Source organism: Tardiphaga robiniae, from assembly GCF_013359755.1.
GTDB classification, from domain to species: domain Bacteria; phylum Pseudomonadota; class Alphaproteobacteria; order Rhizobiales; family Xanthobacteraceae; genus Tardiphaga; species Tardiphaga robiniae.
Genome location: NZ_JABMCJ010000088.1, coordinates 128,661 through 152,470, shown reverse-complemented (window position 1 = coordinate 152,470; position 23,810 = coordinate 128,661). Strand labels below are relative to the sequence as shown.

Sequence of the window (23,810 nt, the reverse complement as noted above, 5' to 3'; positions counted from 1 at the left end):
AGAGACACTCGCCTGACCATGACATCACCTTCTCCCAATACTTCGGTTCCCACCCATCTCGAAGCCGATGTTCTCGTGATCGGCGCTGGCGGCGCCGGCATGTATGCGGCGCTGGAAGCAGCGAAGGGCGGCGCGTCGGTCGTTCTCGCCGATCGGAGCCTGATCGGGCGCGGTGGCGCCACGGTGATGGCGCAGATGACGGTGGCAGCGGCGCTGGGCGAGCAGACGCCGGATCACTGGGAACATCACTTCGCCGATACGCTCGCGGCGGGCCGCGGGCTCTGCGACGAGCGGCTCGCTGCACTGCTCTGCGAAGACGGCCCGCAGCGATTGCGCGAGATGGATGCCTGGAAGGTCGGCTGGGCACGCGAGGACGGCCATATCAAACAGGCGCAGGCGCCGGGCCATGACCGGCCGCGCTGTGCCTATGTGGATTTTCTTTCCACCGGTCCGGCGGTGTCGAAGACGCTGCGCACGCAGCTCAACAACGCCAGCGGCATTCGCCGTATCGGCGATCTCACCATTGTCGATATCGCGCTGCGTGACGGCGAAGCCTGCGGTGCCACGGGGCTGCATCTGCCGACCGGGCAGGCGGTGACGCTGGCCGCGAAGGCTGTTGTCATTGCTACCGGTGGTCTCACCGGGCTTTATCGTCGCAACAGCGCCTCATCGAATATGGGTGGCGATGGCTATGCGCTGGCACTCCGCGCCGGCGCCGAACTGATCGACATGGAATTCGTGCAGTTCTTCCCGATCGGTCATCTCGCCCCGCGTCTCGTCGGGATGGATCCGATCATGTGGGACCCGTTCCGCTACAAGCTCGGCGGCAAGCTGTTGAATTCCGAAATGCGTGAATTCGAGACGGATTACGCGACCAAGGACGCGCGCAGCGACGGCACCTACAGGCTGACGCGCGATCTTGCGACCTATGCGATCACCAAGGAAGTCGAGGCTGGTCGTGGCAGTCCCGCGGGCGGCGCCTACTTGAGCTTCCAGCATGTGCCTGAAGCCGAGATACGCAAGGCATTCGGGCCGGTGGTGGATCGCCTCGCCGAGAACGGCATCGATCTCGCGCAGCGCCCGGTCGAGGTTGCCCCGATCGCGCATTATCATATGGGCGGCATCCGCGTGGACGAGATGATGGCGACCGGCGTGCCCGGGCTGTTCGCTTGTGGTGAAGCGGTCGGCGGTGCCAATGGCGCCAATAGGCTGTCGGGCAATGCGATCACCGAAGCCTTTGTATTCGGCGCGCGCGCAGGCCGCAGTGCTGCAGAGCGTGCAAAGCAGAATGCGTCGATGTGGTCAGCCGATGCGGCGAAGCCGGTAATCGATCTGCTGCGTAGTGCCAGCAAACGTGATGCGCCAAATCCCGCAGCGGTGATTGTGAAACTCCAGGCCGTGATGGCCGATGATGTCGGTCCGTTCCGCGCCGATACGAAATTGCGCTCGGCGATATCAGCCATCGCGCAATTGAAGGCCGATATCGGCGATACGCCGTTCGCGTCAGCGGAAAGCTTCGATCCTGTGCTGGCCGACTGGCTCGATCTGCGCAACATGCTCGCCGTCGCGCAATCCATCGCTGTCCCCGCACTCGCACGTACCGAAAGCCGCGGCGCGCATCAGCGTGATGATCATCTCGGTCTGAACGATGCGTGGAGCGTCAACCAGATCGTGTCGATGTCGGATGGCGACATGACCCTGCGCAAAGTGATGCCCACCACCGGAAAGGCCGCCGCATGAAGGCGACGCTCAGCATTCAGCGCGGCGCACTCGGCGAAGCACCGCATCAGGACATGTTCGACATTCCCTTCGAACACGGCCAGTCCATTCTCGATGGCTTGCGTGCCATCAGGCGCAGCATGGATCCTTCGCTGGCGTTTCGCTTCTCCTGCATCAATGCGAATGCGTGCAAGGAATGCATGATGCTGATCGATGGCAAGGTCGATTACGCCTGCACGGTTCGGCTCAAAGAGGGAATGACGACGCTGGCGCCGCTGCCGAAAAAGGCGCTGATCCGCGATCTCGTCACTGAAATCGCACCGCCTGATGAACGGCTGATGCTGCGGTCCTGAATAATTGTCTGCCTGCGTGGCGATCAGGCTGATTAATTTATAGCCGTTCTAATCTGGGAAGAGCCGTCTCGGCGACCTTCAATCCGATAGATCAGCGGCTCCGTCGCGGCTGCTGTTCGCTGCGACAATGCGCTGCATCATGGCAATAAACGCAGTCTGTTCCGTTTTGGTGAGGTTGCCGAGCGTGGCGCGGTGCGCCTCGCGTGCGGCGGTTTCGATCTTGTCGAGCAGGGCTGCACCGGCCGGTGTGAGCCGGCAGACGCGGGCGCGGCGGTCGTCGTCGCTGACCGGACGCTCGACCAGCCTGCGTGCTTCGAGTCGCTTCAGCGCGCCCGTCGTCGTCGTGCGATCCAGAGCAATATCAGCGGCTAAGCTGGTTTGATCGGCGGTTCCACGCGCCGCCAATGCAGACAGCAGGCTGTACTGGAGTGGCGTCATCTCGAAGGCACTGCAGGCTTCCTGGAACAGCGCGACATGGATCTGGTGTAGCCGTCTGATCAAAAATCCCGGTCGCTCGGCCAGCGGCCAGGGCTTATGGACGGGCTTGTCACGGCGCGGCTTGGCCTGGGGCAACGCAGTCTCTCCTTGTGTCGGCTACGGCTCGTATGGTGCGAGCGCGTTGAAAAACTACCGCATCGCAATGTTTATGGCACGGACTTTGCTTTTGTAAAATACGAAGTATGCTTCGTATTTTGGTGGACCTCTAATGTCCGCCGGAACGCAAGGAGACCGCCATGTCCGTTACCGCCTCATTCGACCTGCTGCTGCGCGGTGGTCGTGTTATCGATCCCGCCGCCGGTGTTGACGGCATTAAGGATGTTGCCATTCGCAACGGCAAGATCGCCGCCGTGCAGTCCGATATTTTGCCGACCAGCGCGAAGGAAGTGGTGGATGTGACCGGCAAGCTGGTACTGCCGGGCTTGATCGATACCCACGCGCACGTCTTTCAATACGTCAGCGGTCGTTTCGGCATGCAGCCGGATATGGTCGGCGTGCAGTCCGGCGTCACCACGCTGATCGACCAGGGCGGCCCGTCCTGCATGACGCTGCCCGGCTTTCGTCACTTCATCGCCGAGCCCGCAAAATCGCGCGTCTATGCGTTTCTGTCGGCCTATCTCGTCGGCGGTCTCGAAGGGCATTTCTATCCCAACCTCTACAGCCCCGATGGCGTCGATATCGACGCGACCGTGAAATCGGCGGTGGCCAATCGCGATCTCGTTCGCGGCATCAAGGCCCATGCGGAAATCGGCGGCTTCGCGCGCTGGGGCATTCGCGTGATGGAAATGGCGGCCGAAATCGGCAAGCGCGCGGAATTGCCAGTGTATGTGCATTTCGGCCAGCTCTGGGGCCTGCCGGAATCGGGCAACAACGGCGAAGACGTCGATACGATTCTGGAGCGCGTGATTCCGCTGCTGAAGGAAGGTGACGTGCTCGCGCACCCGTTCACGCGGCATCCCGGTGGCTTCGTCAATCGCGAAGGCGAGGTGCATCCGGTGATCCAGGCGGCGATCGACCGCGGCCTCAAGATCGATGTCGGCCATGGCAGCCACTTCTCCTATCGCCTCGCCAAGAAGGCGATTGCCGCTGGCATCGTGCCGAACACACTCGGCGCCGACATCCACGGTTACAACACCGAGGTGCCTGCGCCTGCCGGCACGCCGGATGAGCACGAGGATGACGAGAACCATCCGTTCAAGGGCCAGGCCAAGTTCAGCCTGGTGCAGGCGATGAGCTCGATGATTTCGCTCGGCCTCACGCTGGAACAGGTGGTGCCGATGGTGACGTCGAACCCGGCCAAGATGATCGGCCTGTCCGACAAGATCGGCTCGCTCAAGGTCGGCATGGATGCCGACGTTTCGGTGCTCGTCGAAAAGCCCGGTCGTTACATCCTGCGCGACAACGAGAATACCGACGTGATTGCGAACGGCCTGCTGCAGCCGGCCTTCTGCCTGCGCGCGGGCACCCGCTTCGATCCGATCGCTCCGATCCTTCCTCAGGCCGTTGCGGCCTGAGCTTTGCAAGCCAGTTCGCTAGTCAATCCGGAAGACGCCGGGAGTTCGTCGATGCGCAATGAGCGAGATATCTCGCCCGCCGCCCCTGCTTCAAAGCAGGGCGTCGGCGCGCGCGTACCGCGCAAGGAGGACGATCGCCTCATGCGCGGGCGCGGGCAATTCGTCGGCGATATCAGGCTGGCGGGATTGCAGGACGTCGCTTTCGTCCGCAGTCCGCTGGCGCATGCGCGAATCCGGGCGATCCATATTCCGGAACGCTATCGCGATGTGGTGTTCACGTCCGCCGATCTTGTCGGTATCAAGCCGATCCGCGCGATCACGGGATTGGCCGGCTTCAAGCCGTCCGACCAACCCATTCTGGCCACCGATAAAATTCGTCAGGTCGGCGAGCTCGTTGCCATGTGCGTTGCGCCCACGCGCGCCGAGGCTGAGGATATCGCGGCCTCCGTCACGCTCGATCTCGAAGAGCTTCCCGCCGTCTACGATATGCTCAAGGCGCGCGAACCCGGCTCGCCCTTGGTGCACGAGCACTGGGGCGACAACGTCTTTCTCGAAAGCTTCTTCGAACTCGATATTACCCAGGCTCTCGACGCGCCGATCAAGGTGACGCGCGAGATCTCGACCGCGCGACAATGCATGTCGCCGCTCGAAGGTCGGGGTGTCATCGCCACGTTCGATCATCGTCTCGATCAGCTCACGCTCTATACGGGCAGCCAGATGCCGCACATTGTGCGCAACGGTTTGTCCGATTGCCTTGAGATGGATCAAGGACAGATCAGAATCGTCTCGCCGGATGTCGGGGGCGGCTTCGGTCACAAGGGCATCTTGCTGCCGGAAGAAGTCTGTCTGTCATGGCTCACCATGAAGCGCGGCTTCCCGGTGCGCTGGATCGAGGATCGCCGCGAGCATTTGGTCGCGAGTTCCAACTGCCGCGAGCATCACTACAAGATCACCGTCTATGCCGATCGCGACGGCACGCTGCGCGGCATCGACTGCGAAGCAACGGTCGATTCCGGTGCCTATTCGTCCTATCCATTCTCGGCCTGCCTCGAAGCGGCGCAGGTGGTCAGCATTTTGCCCGGCCCCTATCAGATGCCGGCCTATCGCTGCCGCACCTATTCGGTCGCGACCAACAAATGTCCGATCCTGCCCTATCGCGGCGTCGCCCGCACCGGCGTGTGTTTCGCGCTGGAGCTGATGCTCGATCTTGTCGCGGCGGAAGCAGGGCTTGAGCCCGGCAACGTCCGGCTGCGCAATCTGGTGCGGCCGGAGCAGATGCCGTTCGACAACATCACCAAGAAGCATTTCGACAGTGGCGATTATCCCGAGGCGCTGCGCCGCGCGGTGGCGCAGATCGATATCGATGGCATCCGTGCGCGGCAGCGCAAGGGCGAGGATGACGGACGGCTGATCGGTGTCGGTCTCTCGATTTATTGCGAGCAAGCCGCACATGGCACCTCGGTCTATTCCGGCTGGGGCATTCCCATGGTGCCCGGCCATGAACAGGCCACCGCGCGACTGACGCCGGATGGTGGACTCGAACTGAAGGTCGGGGTGCATTCGCATGGTCAGGGCCTCGAAACCACGCTGTCGCAGGTTGCCTTCGAAATGCTCGGTGTCGATGTCGCAAAAATCCGTGTCGTCCATGGCGACACGGCGATGACGCCCTATTCGACCGGCACCTGGGGCTCGCGCTGCATGGTGATGGCCGGTGGCGCTGTGGCGACGGCGTGTCACGAGCTCGGCGAGCGCGCCAAGAAGATCGGCGCCAAGCTGCTGCAGGTCGATGAAGCCAATGTCGTGCTGGTCGACGGCGAAATCCGCGGGCCCAATGGCAGCGTGACGCTGAAGGAAATCGCGCACACCTGGTATCGCCGTCCGCAGGATCTGCCCGGCGATGTCGACCCGGGCGGATTGGAGGCGACCTCCGGCTACAAGCCGCAGCGTGACAGCGGCACGTTCAGCTATGCCGCCCATGCGGTCACCGTCGCCGTCGATCCCGATCTGGGCGATGTGGAAATTCTCGATTACGTCATCGTCGAAGACGGCGGCGTGCTGGTCAATCCGATGATCGTCGATGGCCAGATCTATGGCGGTCTCGCGCAGGGCATCGGCACAGCGCTGTATGAGGAGATGCCGTTCGATCGCGCCGGTCAGCCGCTCAATACGACATTGGCCGATTATCTGCTGCCCGGTCCGACCGAAGTGCCGATGCCGTGGCTCGATCACATGGAAACGCCGTCGCCTTACACCAAGTTCGGGGTCAAGGGCATCGGCGAAGGCGGGGCCATCGCGCCGCCGGCGGCGATCGGCAATGCGGTGAACGATGCGTTGCGCGGTCTCGGCGTCGAGATGCTGCAGTCGCCAATCACGCCGCGCCGCGTGCTGGAAGGCATTCTGGCCGCCCGCGATGCGAAGAGGACCGCCGCATGAAGCCGGCACCTTTCGCCTATGAGCGTCCGCGCGATGTCGCCTCGGCCTTAGCCGCAATGGCTGGCGACGGCGTGGTCAAGGTCATGGCCGGAGGCCAGTCGCTCGGACCGATGCTGAACCTGCGTCTGGTGGCTCCTGACACCATCGTCGATATCACCGGCCTCGCCGAGCTGAAGCATGTGGAAGTCGCCGGGGAAGAGCTGGTGATCGGCGCCTGCGTCACCCATGCCGATATCGAGGATGGCCGCATTCCCGACGTGACGCGCGGTGCGATGCAGCGCGTGGCCAGCGCGATCGCCTATCGCGCGGTGCGTAATCGCGGCACGATCGGCGGTTCGCTCAGCCATGCCGATCCATCGGCCGATTGGGTCTCCACCTTCGCGGCGCTCTGCGCAACGCTCTCGCTGCGCAGCGCCAAAGGCGCGCGCCTGGTAGCGATGAAGGATTTCATGCTGGGTGCACTGGAAAGTGTGCTGCAGCCCGGCGAAATGCTGGAAGCCGTACGTGTGCCGGTCATGTCCCCTTCGGCGCGCTGGGGTTATGTGAAGAGCTGCCGCAAGACCGGCGAGTTTGCTCATGCCATCGGTGCGGTGCTGATCGACCCCGAGGCGGGCCGCGCGCGTGTCGTCATTGGCGCAGTCGAGGCCGCGCCTATCATTGTCGACAATGCCGAAGAACTGTTCGGCGGGCGTATCACCAACGATTTCAAATCGCGCTTCGACGCGCGCGTCGCCGACACCCTGCTGTCGAAGGCCGGCATGAGCGATGCCGCCGACCGGCATATTCACGTCACCATTCTGCGCCGCGCTGTTGCGGAGGCCGCGGCATGAACTCGGTCGAACTCACCGTCAACACTCGCGCCGTGAAGAGGGACGTTGAGCCACGTACGAGTCTCGCCGACCTGATGCGCGATACGCTGGATCTCACGGGGACGCATCTCGGCTGCGAGCATGGCGTCTGCGGCGCCTGCACCATCCTGGTCGATGGCGTACCGACGCGCTCCTGCATCACCTATGCGGTGGCCTGCGACGGCGCTGACGTCACCACCATCGAAGGGCTCGATGACGACGAGATCGCCACGGAGTTGCGTGCGGCCTTCACGCGCGAACATGCCTTGCAATGCGGTTACTGCACCCCGGGTATGCTGGTCTCCGCTCGCGATCTGGTGAAGCGTCTGCCGGATGCTGACGAGAAGCAGATCCGCATCGGCATGTCAGGCAATCTCTGCCGCTGCACCGGCTATGTCGGCATCGTCCGCGCCGTGCAGTCGGTCATCACAGAGCGCCGCGCGCGCGATATCGCGCCGGAGCCGGATGGCGGGCGCAAGGTGCTGGGACCGGCAGGGTCAGGGCACAAAGCCTGTGTCAGCTCCCAGAAGCTGATGCCCGCGCAGCCTGCTGTATCCGAACCGGCTGCCGCCGTCGCACCGCTGGACATTCCAGACTTCACGCCATCGACCACGCTCGAGCAGAAATTCACTGTCGCGCATGCACCTGCAAAAGTCTTTGCACTGTTCGATGACATCGCGGCCGTCGCCTCGTGCCTGCCGGGCGCCACGCTGGTGGGCACGCCCAGACCCGAGCGGGTCGAAGGCGCGATCCGCGTCAAGATCGGGCCGATCTCCGCCAATTTTAACGGCGCCGCCCGCGTCGAGCGCGACGAGGCCAATCTCTCCGGCCGCATTCTCGGCATAGGCAGCGACCAGCGCAGCCGCTCCACCACGCAAGGCGAAATCCGTTACCGGCTGGTGCCGCAGGATGACGGCGCGGCGACGCGTGTGGAGCTTTCCATCGGCTACAGCCTCACCGGCATGCTGGCACAGGTCGGTCGCAGCGGGTTGGTGCGTGATCTCGCGGGCCGGCTGGTTGCGGAATTTGCCGGCAATCTCGATCGCCGCCTGTCGGGCGATGTGACATCGGCGCCGTCAGCGGCAGCCGATCTGAATGGTGTTTCGCTGATCCTTGGTCTCCTGCGTGAGCGCGCGACGAATGTCGTTCGCCGCCTCACCGGGCGCGGAGGATCGGCGTGAGAGATCGACGTTCGCGCGGACATGCGAGCGGCGGGGTTTGGACTGCGCAAGTTTCATCAGCGTAACACTGGAGGACCACATGATACGGACCATCAAAGCCGCCTCGGCGACCGCCCTGGCCATTGCTTTCCTGAGCAGCGCCGCCACTGCGCAAACCATCAAGATCGGCGTCAACGAGCCCTTGACCGGCGCCTTCGCCGCGTCGGGTACCTATGTCGTCAACGGCGCCAAGATCGCCGCCGACGAAATCAACGCCAAGGGTGGCCTGCTCGGCAAGAAGATCGAACTTGTCATCGAGGACAACAAGAGCAATCCGACCGAAGCCGCTGCCGTCGCCGAAAAGCTGATCACCCGCGACAAGACGCCTGTGATGCTCGGCGCCTGGGGCTCCAGCCTCACGCTTGCCGTGATGCCGAAGCTGGTCGAGTACGAAACCGCGATGGTGGTCGAGACCTCGTCGGCGAGCAAGATCACCACCTCGGGCAATCCTTACGTATTCCGTATCTCGCCGCCGTCCTTTGTCGAGGCCGCTGCGTTCAAGAACATCGTCGACAAGCTGGCACTGAAGAAAGTCGACTTCCTCGTCATCAACAATGACTGGGGCCGCGGCACCGCCGAGGACTTTAGCAAGATGATGAAGGAGAAGGGCATCACCATCGGTCTGATCGAGACCATGGATCAGTCAGCGCAGGACATGAGCGCGCAGCTCGCCAAGATCAAGGCAACGGACTCCGAGACCGTGATCATCACCGCCGCGGTCGACCAGCTCACGCTGATCTTCAAGCAGGCCGCAGCACTCGGCCTGAAGAAGCGCATCATCACCACGGGTGGTTCGCAGAACCCCGACCAGATCATCGCGCAGGCCGGTGCCGCCGCGAACGACACCATGCATCTGACGACGTTCCTGCCGTGGATGCCCGAAAAGACGCCTAACCCGGAAGCCACGACCTACTTCATTAATGAGTGGAAGAAGCGCGGCTTCGATTTCGCCGGCTGCACCGAGAGCTTCCGTGGCTATGACGGCATCCGCACCATCGCGGCAGCCATCGAGAAGGCCGGCAAGGCCGAGCCGGCAGCGATCAAGGACGCACTCTGGAAGATCGACGTCAAAGGTCTCAACGGCGACATCATCTTCAAGAAGTCGGGCCCTGCAGGTCAGGAGAGCGGCCAGAGCTTCCCGAACGTCTATCTGGTCGAGATTTCGGGCGGCAAGATCGTGATGAAGGATCTCTGATCGAAACTCGTCGTTCCGGGGCGTCCGCAGCGCAAGCTGCGGGCGAACCTCAGCCACTCCAACCGGAGTGGCGGGGAACCTCGACATGGATGAACACTGCGGGATTCCGGGTCTTCGTCACGGTCGGCAAGCGCCGCCCGCACGAATCCCGGAATGACCAAGAAGGATAGATCGTGGACCAGCTCCTGCAACACCTCGTCAATATGCTCGTGCTCGGCGGCACCTATGCGCTGCTCGGCATCGGGCTGACGCTGATCTTCGGCATCATGAACGTCGTGAACTTCACCCACGGCATCCTGTATACGTTCGGCGCCTATATGATGTTCATTGTCGTGCATCAGCTAGGCCTGAATTTCTTCGTCGCGCTGCCGGTGGCGATCGTCGCCGGCTGGCTGCTGGGCGCTGTCATCGAGATCACGCTGCTGCGGCCGCTGCGCGGCGCGGACATCGACACCACCATGTTGGTGATGATCGGCGCCTGGATCGCGATGCAGTCCGGCGCGCTGTGGATCTGGGGCGGCGTTGCCAAGTCGATCGACAATCCGTTTCCTGACGCGCCGTTGGTGATCGGACCTGTGTCCGTGTCCTGGCTTCGCCTGTTCGTGCTGTTCGCCGCCGCGCTGCTGATCGTGCTGGCCTACTCGCTGATTAACCTCACGAAACTCGGCAAGGCGATGCGCGCGACCTTCCAGGATTCCGATACCGCCGCACTGATGGGTGTCAATGTCAGCCTGATCTACACCTCGACCTTTGCCATCGGATCGAGCCTTGCCGCCGCCGCCGGTGCCTTGCTCGGTCCGGTCTATGTCGTGTTCCCGCAGATGGGCGATCTCGCCGCGGTGAAGGCCTTCGCCATCGTCATTCTTGGCGGCCTCGGCAATATCACCGGCGCCGTGATCGGCGGCTTCATTCTCGCTTTGGCTGAAGAGCTTGGCGCCGGCTATGTCTCGTCGGGTTATCGCGACGCCATGGGTTTCCTGATCATCATCATGGTGCTGATCTTCAAGCCGACAGGATTGTTTGCACGGGCGGAGCGCGTCGGATGAAGCAGATAGTTACGCTCCTCTGTCTTGCCTTCTTCGCGTCCGTGCCGATTTGGCTGACGGATCCGTATCTGCTCAATGCGCTGATCACGACCGGCATCTTCATCATCGGCGCCATGAGCCTCAATTTGCTGCTCGGCTTCACCGGGCAGCTCAGTCTCGGCCATATCGCCTTCTTCGGTATCGGCGCCTATGTCAGCGCGCTGACCTCGCTGGGCTTCGATGTGCCGATCTATGGTGATTTCCATATCGTTCACGTGCCGTGGCCGCCGATTGCAGGCTTCTTTCTGGCAATCGTCATCTCTGGATTCTGCGGCTATCTGGTTGGACGCCTGTCCTTCAGCGTGCGCGGCGCTTACTTCGTCATCGTAACGATTTCGTTCGCCGAAGTTGTGCGGCTGGTGGCGCTGAACTGGGTCGAGCTGACGCAAGGTCCGCTGGCGTTGACCAATATTCCGTCGATCACCATCGGGCTGCCAGGGCTTGGCTATCTCGTGCTGAAGACCAAGTTTCACAATTACTATCTTGTGCTCGCAGTCGCTGCGATTTCGTATTTCCTGATCTCGCGCCTCGTTCATTCGCATTACGGCCGCGCCATGCGCGGGCTGATGGAGAACGAGACGCTGGCTGTCGCCGTCGGCATCGACGTCACCAAGACGCTGACACTGGCCGCCGTGATCTCTGCCGGTATCGCCGGCGCGGCGGGAAGCCTTTACGCGCATTACATCCGCATCATCGATCCCGACGTCTTCGCTTTCATCTCGACGGTGACCATGGTGATCATGGTGGTGTCGGGCGGTAAGGGATCGCTGGCCGGGCCTGTGGTCGGCGGCGTCATCTTTGGCCTGCTGCCTGTGTTCCTGCGGCCGATCATGCCGCCGGAGGCACAGTGGATCACCTATGGCGTGGTGCTGATCGTCATCCTGTTCGTCATGCCGCGCGGCATCGTGCCGTCGCTTGCAGCGAAACTCGGTTTAGCCCGGGCCGGCGGAACCAGACGGGCGTCCGTCGCCGTCTCCGAACGCACCGCCGAGGAGCACGCGTGATGGCCGAGACAGTCCTCAGCATTGAACACGTCGCGGTTCATTTCGGTGGCCTCGTCGCGATCTCAGACATGAATTTCCATGTCGACAAAGGCGAGATCGTCAGCCTGATCGGGCCGAACGGCGCCGGCAAGACCACGGCCTTCAACGTCATGACCGGCTTCCTCACGCCGACCAAGGGCGCGGTGAACTATTGCGGCGCGGACCTCAAGGGCAAGAAGCCGCATGAAATCGCGGATCTCGGCCTGATCCGCACCTTTCAGCGCACCAGCGTATTTCCGAACGACACCGTCTACGACAATGTGCTGATGGGTCTACATCGTCAGGGTAAAGTTGGTCTCGCCGAAGCCATTCTCGGCCTGCCGCGCGCGCGCGCATCCGAGAAGGCGCAGCGCGCGCGGGCGGCCGAACTGGTGCGCTGGATCGGCCTCGAAGCCCGTGCCAACGATCTTGCGGGCTCGCTGTCCTACGGCGAGCAGCGTCTCGTTGGTGTCGCGCTGGCGCTCGCCGCGCAGCCGAAGATGCTGCTGCTGGACGAGCCTGTGTCCGGCATGAACGCGTCGGAGACGCATACTTTCGTACAGCTGATCCGCAATATCCGGGATCGCGGCGTCACGATCCTCTTGGTCGAGCACGACATGCCGATGGTGATGAGCGTATCGGATCGGATCGTGGTGCTGAATTACGGCCGCATCATCGCCGAAGGACCGCCCGACGAAATCCGCAAGAATCCCGCAGTGATCGAAGCCTATCTCGGTCAGAGCGCGAAGGATGTGGTCAAGGAGGTCGCAGTCCATGCTTGAGATCCGTGACATGGTCTGCGCCTATGGCCAGATCTCAGCCCTCAAGGGCATTTCGCTTTCGGTCAAGGCCGGTCAGCTCGTGGCGCTGATTGGCGCCAATGGCGCCGGCAAAAGCACGACGTTGCGGGCGATCTCGGGCCTCGTGCCATCGCGCTCCGGCAGTCTGCATTTCGACGGCGAAGACATCACCGGCATTGGCGCGCAGCGGGTGCTCTCAAAGGGCATCGCACATTGTCCGGAAGGACGTCGCGTTTTTCCGCATATGACGGTGGCCGAAAATCTCGACATGGGCGCCTATCTGCGCTCCGACATGTCCGAAGTCGCAGTGGACCGCGACCGCATTTATGGCGAGTTCCCGCGCCTCGCCGAGCGACGCAAGCAGGCTGCAGGTACGCTGTCCGGCGGCGAGCAGCAGATGCTGGCCATCGGCCGTGCATTGATGTCGCGCCCGCGCCTGGTGATGTTCGATGAACCATCGCTTGGTCTCGCGCCCAACATTGTCGAGCGTACCTTTGCGATCATTCGCGCGATCCGTGACGCCGGCACGACTGTTTTGCTCGTTGAGCAGAATGCCTTCGCCGCGCTCGAGATGTGCGATCATGCCTATCTGCTGGAGTCCGGCCGTGTCGTGCTGTCGGGTGCGGGAGCGGAGCTGATCGAGAACGAGCATGTCCGACGGGCCTATCTTGGCGGATGACGACAATCCCGCCCGATGGGTCGCGGTCTGTTCGCGTGAGCGCCTGACCGAACAGACAATCGTCTGCGTCAACGTGGCTGGCCTCGGTGTTCTCATCGTGCAGGATGGCGAGACGATCTATGCCTGCGAGCGCGCCTGTCCGCATGAGCAGGCCGATCTCAGCCTTGGCCGCGTCGCCGATCGCCGGCTGCACTGTCCGCGTCATCTGGCCTGGTTCGATCTGGCAGACGGCAGCATGTCGCCGGGCTGGCCCAGCAGGGGTTTGCGACGCTATCCGGTGCGCGAAAGGGGTGCACAAATCTGGGTCGATGCACAGGCCGTCGTTCCGAAGTAACGAGCCTTCGCGAAAGTTACGCGGCATCGGGTCTGGATGCAGAATTCGTTGGCGCTGCAGCATTCAATTGGTGCAGTTGCGGTATAATAATCATGCTTGCCCCCTCGTAAAGCGCGGATAATACTGCTGAAAAGTCAGACTCCTGAGTGTGTCTGGCAGTACACAAATGGGCGGCAAGACCCATGCTTCTCGTCGATCTTCCAAGCGATCTCCGTCAAGGGCCAGGGATGTGACCATTATCGATTTCGGCAGGGCCATCCCATCGTCGCAGGGGCGCGGCTGGCAGCAATGGCCCGGCCATGAAGACTTTTCGCTGCAGTTCCTGCGCGTGCTGCGCGCGGCGCAGGAAGGCGGAAGTACCGTTTCGGAATGTTTCCTGGCGGCGGAGCGCATCAATCCGCGCGATGACGAGAGCTGGTATCGCGAATGGCATAGCGCGGCTGATATCAACCGTGAGCGCGCCGCGGAGGCGCTGGCCAGCGGCCGAATCCCGACGGCGCTGAGCAACTGGCTGCGCGCAGCCAACTACTATCGCACTGCTCAGGTCATGCTCGCTTGCAGCGATCCGCGGCAAGGCGCCGCCATCGCACTGATGCAGGATTGCGCCCGACTTTACGTGCAGCATGCAACGCCTGCCGGCGAGGTCGTCGAGATCCCGTGGCGGGACGGTGTGTTGCAGGGATACTTCGTTCCTGCGCCGCGCGCGACGCGGCCGCTGCCGGTCGTTCTCTGCGTCGTCGGGCAGGGCCACTACAAGGAAGAGCATCTGCACAGGGTGCCCAGCTACGCGCTGGACCGCGGTCTCTCGCTGTTGCTCGTCGATTTGCCCGGTCAATCCTATAGCCAGGAGATGATCGGGTCGCCTTGTCGGTATGAGGTCGAAACGGCGATCAGCGGCTGGGTCGATTTCCTGGCCGACCGCAGCGATATCGATCAGGAGCGAATTGCGATCTTCGGAGACGGCCTGGGAGCTGCCTTTGCGACGCGCGGCGCCAATCTCGACGACCGCTTTGCAGCAGCTGTTTGCGATGCCGGAATCTGGGAGCTTCACGAGCGCGCGTTTATTGCCAGCCGCATTTCAGGCCGGGCTGGTCTGGGCTGTCCGAGTGAAATCGAGGGCTTCAACAGCAGCAGTGTCGCCGCCAATATCAAATGCCCGGTCCTGGTTGCGATGGGCGAGCGCGACTGGCTCGATGTCGATCACGTCACGGAATGTTGCCGCGTCATGAAACAAAACGGCCTCGACATCGAACTGAAGATCTTTCGCGCGTCGGAAACGGTGGCCCCGCCCGCCCAGATCGATATTCCGACCGTGGGCAACGAGTTCATCTTCGACTGGATTGTCGATCGCCTGCGCGCAGGGACGAAGTAGGGCGCGGCTCGGTCGATTGACCGCCGCTCACCCGGCGACGTTCAGCTCTCGACTTCCAGCATCAGTGTCGCTTTTTCGAGGCGACTCTTGAGCCGGGACATGTGCTGTCCGATCTCCTTCAAGGCCTGCTCGTCGAAATCGCTGAGAATGAAATCCCCGAGCGACTCCCTGCGGGTTGATAGCGCGGAGATCTTCTTGCTGGCCTTGTCGGACAGCGACATCAGTACAACGCGGGCATCCTCGCGGGACGCGACGCGCCGCATGAAGCCATTCTTCTCGAGCATCTTGGATTGGGTGGTGACGAAGGAGGGGTCGACGTGGAGCATGGCGGACACATCCTTGACCGGCACGCCGTTGCCGCGATCGAGGTCGCTGACGGCCATCAGGATCATCCATTGCGGTCCGCTGATGCCGAGCTCCTTGGCCCAGAACTGTCGGATTCCCTCAAGATGGACGTTGATCGAGGCGATGTCCCAGATGAACTGTCGGATGATCTCCTGATTCTGGCCGGTCACCCAAATCGAAAGCTCATTTTCGTTCCAGCCCGCAGATCCCCCACGCATAGTCACCACTGCCCCGCCGGCCATTCCATCGTCCCACACTTCTCAGAATTCTATAATTGTATCAGTGAATTGTGACGCGCAAACCACGATTTCGTGTGTTGCCGGGAAACCACACTGCATCGCGATAAAGTTACCTGAGTTCATAAAGTATTTTGCTTCTAAGAATTGCGCAGGCATTCTCAGTTCCGGCGATGGGGAAACCCTCGATCGTCCCGTTGAAGTAGTTCGCTTGAGTGCCTCGCGTTATGCGGGTGTTTCCGAAAGCGCGAAGTGCTCTAGCGGTTAGTTTGGGGACTTGGGGGACTAAATCTTCGGGCGCACGCGCCTGGCAGATCCGGAACCTTCCCTTTTGGACAACTTGGAGGTTTAACATGACGATGATTAAGAGCCTTATCCTCGGCTCGGCGGCGGGTCTGATCGCCATCGGCGGAGCTCAGGCAGCCGATCTTCCGGTGAAGGCCAAGGCAGTGGAATACGTGAAGATCTGCTCGCTCTACGGCGCAGGCTTCTACTACATCCCGGGCACCGATACCTGCATCAAGATCGGCGGCGCGATCCGTTTGGACGTTGCCTTCAACGGTGGCACCTACGACGTGCCGTTCTGGCAGGGCGGCGCTGGCGGCGCTGGTACGTTCGCGAAGAACTATTACTCGACCCGTGAACGCGTCAACTTGACGACGGACACCCGTACCGCGACCGAATACGGTGTGGTTCGTACCTACGCGAACATCCAGTTCGACTTCCTCCAGGATCGTGAATCGATCGCTGGTGGTTACACCGAAGTCGACTACGCATTCATCCAGTTCGCCGGCTTCACCTTCGGTAAGGCCGTCTCGCAGTTCGATCCCCAGTGGGCGCTCGCCAAGCCGTACATTTCGTCGGGCTTCAACGCCGGTTCGAACAACGCGACCGGTATCCCGCAGCTCGCTTACACCGCTTCGTTCGGTAACGGTGTGTCGGGCACGATCTCGATCGAGAACGCTTCGCCCTACCGCAACGCTGGTGTCATCAACAACATCACACCGTTCGTTGGTCCGTTCGGCGCCAACACCGCCGGCGCCTACGGTGTCGCGTCGAATACCTTCACCGGCAACTCGTACGGTGGTAACCACATTCCTGATATCGTCGGCAACATCCGCCTCGATCAGGCTTGGGGCACGCTGCACTTCGGTGCCGCGATGCACACCATTACCCCGACCTTCTACTCTACTGCTCTTGGTGCTGCTGGTAACGAGTCGCTCGGCCACCCCGACGACAAGTACGGCTTCGCGGTGACCGGCGCTGTCGAGTTCAAGAACCTGCCCACCGGCGCAGGCGACAGCTTGAAGCTCGAAGCCAGCTACGGCAAGGGCGCTGCCAAGTATGTCTTCGGTGGCACGACCGACACCAACGGCGGCGGTCGTTATGCCAAGATCACCGGTAACACCATGGGCTTCGGCTACGTGCTTGACGGCGTCTACACCAACGGTGGCCAGATCATTCAGAGCGACGCCTGGGAAGTCAGCGCGTTCTATGAGCACTACTGGACCCCGGCCTGGCGTACATCGCTGTTCGGTAACTACAGCCATATTTCGTATGGCGCTGGTGGCAACGCGCTCCTCGCCGCTGCTTTCGCTCCGGGCAGGGTGGGCGGCTCGAACAACGGTACCCTCGTTGGTTCATCCGGCAACTTCGATCTCGGCCTAGCCCAGATCGGCACCCGTACTGCCTGGACCCCGGTCCAGAATCTGACGCTGTCGGCTCAGTTCACCTATAGCCGTCTCGAGCAGAACCTCGGTGGCACCCTTACCGGCGCTGCTGTGACCGGCAAGCCTGCTCAAGACTACGCGCTCGGCAACCAGAACGTTTACAACGGCGCTGTGCAGATCCTGCGCTCCTTCTAATTCTGATCGTCTCACGACGACTAGTCTTTGAAACAAAGACCCCCGGCAGGAAACTGCCGGGGGTTTTTGCTTTATAGAGCCGCGTCCGACTTCGTCCGCTCGACTAGGCGTTCTCGACGCCGCGGAGACGGGCGTCTATACCGGGCGGCGTGGCCTCCGGCCGCGCAAGCCGTAAAGCCCGAAGTCCGCAGGATCATGGCGTCTCCAGCTGAACTGTTTCAAAGCGCATTCGCCGCCTTCCAGCAGGGCCGCCTCCAGGAGGCCGAGCGCGGGTTCAGCAAGTTCTTGCGCAAGGATCCGAAGCATTTCCCGGCGCTGAATATTCTCGCCATCGTGCTGGTGGCGCTGAAGCGCCATGCGGAGGCCGAGCCGCATCTGAAGGCGGCCCTGCGCATCGATGCGACGTCGGATGCCACCTTCTACAATTACGGACTGGTGCTGAAGGCGCTGAATCGGCCGGACGAGGCATTGCAGCGTTTCACCGAATCGCTCGCGATCAATCCCGGCAATGCCGAAACGCTGAATAATCGTGGCACGGTTCTGAACGATCTGCGCGACTACCCCGCCGCGCTGGCGGATTTCGATCGCGCGCTGGCGCTCAATCCGCGCTACGCCGCGGCCTTCTTCAACAAGAGCAAGTCGCTGGCGGAGTTGAAGCGCTATGACGAGGCCCTCGCGGCTTGCGAGTCGGCGCTCGCCTTGCAGCCCGATCTGGCAGAAGCTTGGTTTGGTCGCGGCTACATCTTTGGCCAGATGCGGATGCCGGCAGAAGCGGTGGAGGCCTATGGCCGCGCACGCCAGTTCAATCCGGACATGCCGCTGCTGAAAGGCAACCTGCTGCATCAGAAGATGCTGGTCTGCGACTGGCATGACGCGAATGCGCTGATTGCCGAGATCGAGGCTGATCTCATAGCCGGCAAACTGGCCGCCGAGCCGTTCGGTTGGCAGGGCGTGGCGACCTCGGAACGCAGCCTGCAGCGCTGCGCCGAACTGACCAACGCCTCGCGTTTTCCTCTGCAAGCCCCGTTGCTGCGCGCGTCCCCGACCGGGCCGAATGCAAAAATCCGCATCGGATATCTGTCCGGTGAATTTCGACAGCAGGCGACCTCGCTGCTGCTGGTCGGCGTGCTGGAGCAGCACGACAAATGCGCGTTCGAGATTTTCGCCATCGACAACGGGTATGACGACGGCAGCGACATCAGGCGACGCATCGCTGGCGCCGTGGATGGGATCGTCGATATCTCCACACTGAACGATCCGCAGGCGGTGGACGCCATTCGTGCGCAGCGCATCGACATCCTCGTCAATCTCAATGGCTATTTCGGCGAGCAGCGCACCGGCGTATTCGCGCGCAGGGCCGCGTCGGTGCAGGTCAATTATCTCGGCTTTCCCGGTACGCTCGGCGCGGGTTTCATGGATTACATCCTCGCCGATCAGCACGTTCTGCCGCCCGAGCACCGGCAATTCTATAGCGAGAAGGTGGCTTGGCTGCCGAATTGCTATCAGGCCAATGACGATCGCCGGGAGATATCGACGCGTGCATTCACACGTGCCGAGATCGGCTTGCCCGCGCAGGGCTTCGTGTTCTGTTGCTTCAACAATGCCTACAAGATCACGCCCGATGTCTTCGATAGCTGGACGCGGATTCTCTCAGCCGTTGACGGTAGCGTTCTCTGGCTGCTGGAGGACAGCGCTGCGGCTGTGGCGAATCTGCGCCGCGAAGCGGAATTGCGGGGCATCGACCCCGCGCGTCTGGTCTTTGCCGCGCGCATGTCGCCGGCCGAGCACCTGGCGCGACATCGTTGTGCGGATCTGTTTCTCGATACGTTGCCGTACAACGCGCATACCACAGCGAGCGACGCATTATGGGCTGGATTGCCGTTGCTGACGTGTCATGGAGAAACCTTTGCAGGGCGCGTCGCCGCGAGTCTTCTGCAGAATCTGGGTGTGCCGGAGCTGATTACGGCGAAGCGAGACGACTATGAGTGCATGGCGATCGAACTGGCGGAAAATCCCGAGCGGTTGTCGTCGATCCGGCAGAAGTTATCGGCCAATCGTCTGAACATGCCGGCCTTCGACACCCGGCGTCTGGCGCGTGATATCGAAACCGCATTTCACAGGATGTCCGAACGTGCCCGGGCAGGCCTCGCGCCGGGCCATATAACAGTCCCCGTTCACGATAGCGGCCAATAATATATTTGATTGAGCAAATCAGGTATTGCGCTCAACATTCTGGCTCATGTAATATTTTCGTGCGCAGCCGGCAAATTTTTTGACGGCCCTAGGTCTTCAAGGAGACTCGCGCACTCTGCTGTAAATCTCCGAAACCACCGGCAATGCCCTGCCGGTGGTTTTTCGGCTTTTTTGGGCCAATTTCGAGTGGCCCGGCTGGTATTCCATGATTATTGCTAACGCGGAAAGGGCGCGGGAACTGTGTCATGGCGGCACGCCCTTGAATCAGTCCAACCCCCTCTGAAAACGACAGAATTGCTGCCGACCAGATCGGCAGCATGAGATGGAATCTGTCGCAGAGGCGTCCAAATTATGACCTGTTGCCCATCGTTGCATATCAGGACTGACGAGCTATCTGACCGAAATTGCTAGAGATTTCTTGCTTTTTGAGCAAGTTGTGGCTAAAAGCCGCTCATCGTGGAGAGTATGAATAATGGCGCATAACTACGCAATTAATGAGGACGTTCACCACCAGCTGCAGGGGCCGCAGGGCCGTTCCACCATCAAGGAACGCAGCATCTACACCATCACCTCTCGCCTTCCGATCGAAGCCGATGGTCGCCCGCGTTACCGGATCAAGAGCAAGTCCGAGAACATCGAGCGTGTCGTGACCGAAGAGCAGATCAGCCGCCTGGGTTGATCTCGGATCAGCCTTCTTGCTGATCGTACTTGCCGTTTGCTGTCGTCGCCGGGGCCTTGGACCCCGCGACGAAGCAGACCGCCCCAAAGACCCCAACCAGATTCTATCTTGAAGCGGGAAGCTTGGCCGGGGCTGATCTCTACTCGTCCTACTGCGATGGTTGCGGCAAAGCGGCTTCGCACCATATGCTTTGCCCCGAGGGCGGGTACCGAAGGCCACACACGCGATCGTCGCGCCGCACCTCGGCAAAAATGATGTGGTCGGAGCGGGGCGCCCCTTGATCGAAAAACTTGAACTGCTGTTGTCGCTGGCGAAGGAACGGCATTTCGGCCGCGCCGCGGAAGCTTGCGGCGTGACGCAGCCCACCATGTCCACCAGCCTCAAGCAGCTCGAGGACATGCTCGGCGTGATGCTGGTGCAGCGCGGCTCGCGCTTCCAGGGGTTTACGCCGGAAGGCGAACGCGCACTCGACTGGGCACGCCGCATCGTCGGTGATGCTCGCGCGATGAAGCAGGAAATCAACGGCCTCAAGGACAGTCTGTCCGGCGAGATCCGCATTGCCGCAATTCCTACGGTGCTCGGCATGGTCGCCTCACTGACGACGCCGTTTCGTGCGCGGCATCCCGATGTGCGGTTTCGCATCGTGTCCTGCACCTCCACGGCCGTGCTCGGTCTGCTTGAAAATCTCGAAGTCGATGCGGGCCTGACCTACATCGAGAACGAACCGCTCGGCAAAGTGCGTTCGATCCCGCTTTATAAAGAAAGCTACCGGCTGCTGACCTCGCCGGACAGCATGTTCGGCGATCGCAAGAGTGTCACCTGGTCCGAAGTCGGCCAGGTGCCGCTATGCCTGCTGACCCCCGACATGCAGAACCGGCGCATCATTGATCGTGCCCTGAAGTCGGTCGGCGCCGAGGCGATGCCGATGCTGACGTCGAACTCGATTATCGTGCTCTATACCCATGTGAAGACCGGCCGCTGGGCCAGCGTGATGCCGGCCAAGTTGGCGGAGACGCTGGGTCTGACCGCCAATGACTCGGTCCGTATGATCCCGATCGTCGATCCTGTGGTGAATTATGGCGTCGGCCTTGTGGTGCCCCAGCGCGATCCCATGACCCCGCTGGTGGCGACTCTGGTGCAGATCGCCCGGGAGGTTGCGCCGTCGCTGGAGGCGTAAGACCTTCTTTTCGGGTGCTGCAATTGCTGCGCTGCAACCAAGCTAACCATTTCAAATTCATCGATTTCGCCGGGTGTCGATACCGTTTCCGTATCGCAGCATGAGACAGCTTTATTGATCTTTGGATCGATTCCAATTTTGATTGGTTCTCCAGTCATAAGATCAATTGAGTACCGGGATGAACGCAGCCTACGAGCCGAATGCTTATGAGCCTTGGAGTGCCGACCGAGGCACCGAGATCATCGAGAGCCTGTCCCATGTGGAAGGTGGCGTGATCGTGATTCTGCATGCGATGCAGGAAGCCTTTGGTTATGTGCCAGAGGCGGCAATCCCGATGATCGCGCTGGCGCGTAACCTGTCGCGCGCCGAGGTCCATGGCGTGTTCACTTTCTACCATGACTTCCGCCACGAGCCGGCCGGCAAGCATGTGCTGAAGATCTGCCGCGCGGAGGCTTGCCAAGCGGCTGGCGGCGATGCACTTGCGGCGCGCGCGGAAGCGAAATTGGGTGTAAAGTTTGGAAACACGACGGCGGATCAGCGTGTTACGTTGGAGCCGATCTATTGCCTCGGGCTCTGCGCCACGGCGCCATCGGCGATGCTCGATGGCCGTCTGGTTGGCCGCCTCGATGAGAAGCGCATCGATGCGCTGGTCGCGGAGGCACAGCGATGACATCGTCTGACAAGGCTCTCAAGATCTACATTCCGCGCGATGCGGCCGCCGTTTCAGTCGGCGCCGATGAACTCGTCAGTGCCTTCGAAGCGGAGGCTCAAAAGCGCAAGCTTGCAATCGAGATCATTCGCCCCGGTTCGCGCGGATTGCTGTGGCTGGAGCCGATGATCGAAGTCGCGACGCCGGAAGGCCGTGTCGCCTTCGGGCCGGTCGAAGAGAAAGACGTTGCGTCGGTGCTCGATGCGATGGTCGCAAACGGCTCTCACGCGCTGCGTCTTGGTGTCGCGGAGGAGATTCCGTGGCTCAAGAAGCAGACGCGTCTGACCTTTGTGCGCTGCGGCGTCGTCGATCCCCGGTCGGTCGAGGATTACATCGCGCATGATGGCTACAGGGGCCTCGCGCGCGCGCTGACGCTGGATAGCGCCGGCATCATTGCCGACGTCACCACATCCGGCCTGCGTGGCCGCGGTGGCGCTGGCTTCCCGACCGGTATCAAGTGGAAGACCGTTGCCGATACCAAAGCCGATCGTAAATTCATCGTCTGCAATGCGGACGAGGGCGACAGCGGCACCTTCGCCGACCGCATGATCATGGAAGGCGATCCCTTCGTGGTGATCGAAGGCATGACCATTGCCGGCATCGCGGTGGGCGCCACCAAGGGCTACATCTATATCCGTTCGGAATATCCGCATGCCGTCGAGGCGATGAATGAGGGTATCGCTGCCGCCAAGCGCGCCGGTTATCTCGGCGACAAGATTCGCGGCTCGGCGCATACATTCGATCTCGAAGTCCGCGTCGGCGCCGGCGCTTATGTCTGCGGCGAGGAGACTTCGCTGCTGGAGAGTCTCGAAGGTCGCCGTGGCATCGTCCGCGCCAAGCCGCCGCTGCCGGCCCATAAAGGCCTGTTCGGTAAGCCGACGGTCATCAACAACGTGCTCTCGTTTGCGGCGATACCGTTCATTCTCGACAACGGCGCAAAGGCCTATGCGGATTACGGCATGGGCCGCTCGCGCGGCACGATGCCGATCCAGCTCGCGGGTAACGTCAAGTTCGGCGGCCTCTTCGAAGTCGCTTTCGGCATCACGCTGGGTGAGTTGATCGACGATATCGGCGGCGGCACGTTTACCGGCAAGCCGGTTCGCGCAGTGCAGGTCGGCGGCCCGCTCGGTGCCTACTTCCCGCGCGAATTGTTCGACACGCCGTTCGACTACGAGGCTTTCGCCAAGCGCGACGGCCTGATCGGCCATGGCGGCATCGTGGTGTTCGACGACACCGTCGATATGTCTAAGCAGGCGCGTTTCGCGATGGAATTCTGCGCCATCGAATCCTGCGGCAAGTGCACGCCGTGCCGCATCGGCTCCACCCGCGGCGTCGAGACCATCGACAAAATCCGCCGTGGTGAACGCGTCGCCGAGAACATCGCCGTGCTGCAGGACCTCAGCAACACCATGAAGTTCGGTTCGCTCTGTGCGCTGGGCGGCTTCACGCCGTATCCGGTGATGAGTGCGCTGAAACATTTCCCTGGAGATTTCGGTCCGGCGCCATCGCGCCTTCAGGCCGCAGAGTAAAGGAG

The 23,810-nt window shown here is 61.8% G+C and carries 21 protein-coding genes; 19 read left to right on the top strand and 2 right to left on the bottom strand.

The genetic code is table 11. The features are described 5' to 3' along the window. The first annotated feature begins 18 nt into the window (after window positions 1–18). Complete coding sequence (locus HP556_RS19000; protein ID WP_175368123.1) at window positions 19–1,740, top strand: FAD-binding protein; 1,722 nt, start codon at window positions 19–21, stop codon at window positions 1,738–1,740. Then, window positions 1,737–2,072, top strand: coding sequence for a 2Fe-2S iron-sulfur cluster-binding protein (locus HP556_RS18995; protein ID WP_175368122.1), 336 nt, complete (start codon window positions 1,737–1,739; stop codon window positions 2,070–2,072). Before HP556_RS19000 ends, HP556_RS18995 begins: the two co-directional genes overlap by 4 nt. A 78-nt stretch (window positions 2,073–2,150) precedes the next feature. Here HP556_RS18995 and HP556_RS18990 read toward each other — a convergent pair whose 3' ends face one another. Then, the gene (locus tag HP556_RS18990) at window positions 2,151–2,645 is read right to left on the bottom strand and encodes a MarR family winged helix-turn-helix transcriptional regulator (protein WP_246297812.1); all 495 of its coding nucleotides are present in this window, start codon (window positions 2,643–2,645) and stop codon (window positions 2,151–2,153) included. Window positions 2,646–2,806: 161 nt separating this feature from the next. On the opposite strand from HP556_RS18990, the gene HP556_RS18985 reads away from it, so the two are divergent. From HP556_RS18985 to HP556_RS18935, 11 genes are all read left to right on the top strand, one after another. After that, window positions 2,807–4,084 carry an amidohydrolase/deacetylase family metallohydrolase gene (locus HP556_RS18985; RefSeq protein ID WP_120287426.1) on the top strand — a complete coding sequence of 426 codons (1,278 nt, stop codon included), beginning with the start codon at window positions 2,807–2,809 and terminating at the stop codon, window positions 4,082–4,084. Window positions 4,085–4,135: 51 nt separating this feature from the next. After that, a complete protein-coding gene (locus HP556_RS18980) occupies window positions 4,136–6,517 on the top strand; it encodes a xanthine dehydrogenase family protein molybdopterin-binding subunit (RefSeq protein WP_175368121.1) in 2,382 nt (793 codons plus the stop codon). Next, window positions 6,514–7,347, top strand: a complete 834-nt coding sequence (locus HP556_RS18975; RefSeq protein ID WP_175368120.1) for an FAD binding domain-containing protein — start codon at window positions 6,514–6,516, stop codon at window positions 7,345–7,347. The genes HP556_RS18980 and HP556_RS18975 overlap by 4 nt, the downstream gene beginning before the upstream one ends. Further along, window positions 7,344–8,546 (top strand): xanthine dehydrogenase family Fe-S subunit, encoded by a 1,203-nt coding sequence (locus HP556_RS18970; RefSeq protein ID WP_175368119.1) that lies wholly within the window; start codon window positions 7,344–7,346, stop codon window positions 8,544–8,546. The genes HP556_RS18975 and HP556_RS18970 overlap by 4 nt, the downstream gene beginning before the upstream one ends. Window positions 8,547–8,625: 79 nt before the next feature. Continuing rightward, the gene (locus tag HP556_RS18965; RefSeq protein WP_175368118.1) at window positions 8,626–9,780 is read left to right on the top strand and encodes an ABC transporter substrate-binding protein; all 1,155 of its coding nucleotides are present in this window, start codon (window positions 8,626–8,628) and stop codon (window positions 9,778–9,780) included. Between the two features lie 173 nt (window positions 9,781–9,953). Beyond that, window positions 9,954–10,826, top strand: a complete 873-nt coding sequence (locus HP556_RS18960; RefSeq protein ID WP_170849610.1) for a branched-chain amino acid ABC transporter permease — start codon at window positions 9,954–9,956, stop codon at window positions 10,824–10,826. Next, entirely contained in the window at window positions 10,823–11,869 is a 1,047-nt protein-coding gene (locus tag HP556_RS18955) for a branched-chain amino acid ABC transporter permease (RefSeq protein ID WP_175368117.1), read from the top strand. The genes HP556_RS18960 and HP556_RS18955 overlap by 4 nt, the downstream gene beginning before the upstream one ends. Further along, on the top strand, window positions 11,869–12,669 hold the full coding sequence (locus HP556_RS18950) for an ABC transporter ATP-binding protein (protein ID WP_175368116.1): 801 nt from the start codon (window positions 11,869–11,871) through the stop codon (window positions 12,667–12,669). The genes HP556_RS18955 and HP556_RS18950 overlap by 1 nt, the downstream gene beginning before the upstream one ends. Continuing rightward, a complete protein-coding gene (locus HP556_RS18945) occupies window positions 12,662–13,366 on the top strand; it encodes an ABC transporter ATP-binding protein (protein WP_175368115.1) in 705 nt (234 codons plus the stop codon). Before HP556_RS18950 ends, HP556_RS18945 begins: the two co-directional genes overlap by 8 nt. Beyond that, window positions 13,338–13,700, top strand: a complete 363-nt coding sequence (locus HP556_RS18940; RefSeq protein ID WP_175368114.1) for a Rieske (2Fe-2S) protein — start codon at window positions 13,338–13,340, stop codon at window positions 13,698–13,700. Before HP556_RS18945 ends, HP556_RS18940 begins: the two co-directional genes overlap by 29 nt. A 229-nt stretch (window positions 13,701–13,929) precedes the next feature. Beyond that, complete coding sequence (locus tag HP556_RS18935; protein ID WP_309942280.1) at window positions 13,930–15,072, top strand: alpha/beta hydrolase family protein; 1,143 nt, start codon at window positions 13,930–13,932, stop codon at window positions 15,070–15,072. Between the two features lie 41 nt (window positions 15,073–15,113). Here the strand turns inward: HP556_RS18935 and HP556_RS18930 are convergent, their stop codons facing one another. Next, entirely contained in the window at window positions 15,114–15,587 is a 474-nt protein-coding gene (locus HP556_RS18930; RefSeq protein ID WP_309942281.1) for a MarR family winged helix-turn-helix transcriptional regulator, read from the bottom strand. 419 nt (window positions 15,588–16,006) lie between these two features. Here HP556_RS18930 and HP556_RS18925 point away from each other — a divergent pair, with 419 nt between their 5' ends. From HP556_RS18925 to HP556_RS18900, 6 genes are all read left to right on the top strand, one after another. Beyond that, complete coding sequence (locus HP556_RS18925) at window positions 16,007–17,518, top strand: porin (RefSeq protein ID WP_175368112.1); 1,512 nt, start codon at window positions 16,007–16,009, stop codon at window positions 17,516–17,518. Window positions 17,519–17,713: 195 nt separating this feature from the next. After that, window positions 17,714–19,711 carry an O-linked N-acetylglucosamine transferase, SPINDLY family protein gene (locus HP556_RS18920; RefSeq protein ID WP_175368111.1) on the top strand — a complete coding sequence of 666 codons (1,998 nt, stop codon included), beginning with the start codon at window positions 17,714–17,716 and terminating at the stop codon, window positions 19,709–19,711. A 472-nt stretch (window positions 19,712–20,183) separates the two neighbouring features. Then, window positions 20,184–20,390, top strand: a complete 207-nt coding sequence (locus HP556_RS18915; RefSeq protein ID WP_068729538.1) for a hypothetical protein — start codon at window positions 20,184–20,186, stop codon at window positions 20,388–20,390. Between the two features lie 277 nt (window positions 20,391–20,667). After that, on the top strand, window positions 20,668–21,567 hold the full coding sequence (locus HP556_RS18910) for a LysR family transcriptional regulator (RefSeq protein WP_068729536.1): 900 nt from the start codon (window positions 20,668–20,670) through the stop codon (window positions 21,565–21,567). Window positions 21,568–21,745: 178 nt separating this feature from the next. After that, window positions 21,746–22,237 carry a formate dehydrogenase subunit gamma gene (locus HP556_RS18905; protein ID WP_089267785.1) on the top strand — a complete coding sequence of 164 codons (492 nt, stop codon included), beginning with the start codon at window positions 21,746–21,748 and terminating at the stop codon, window positions 22,235–22,237. Beyond that, entirely contained in the window at window positions 22,234–23,805 is a 1,572-nt protein-coding gene (locus HP556_RS18900) for a formate dehydrogenase beta subunit (protein ID WP_175368110.1), read from the top strand. Before HP556_RS18905 ends, HP556_RS18900 begins: the two co-directional genes overlap by 4 nt. Window positions 23,806–23,810 lie beyond the last annotated feature (5 nt).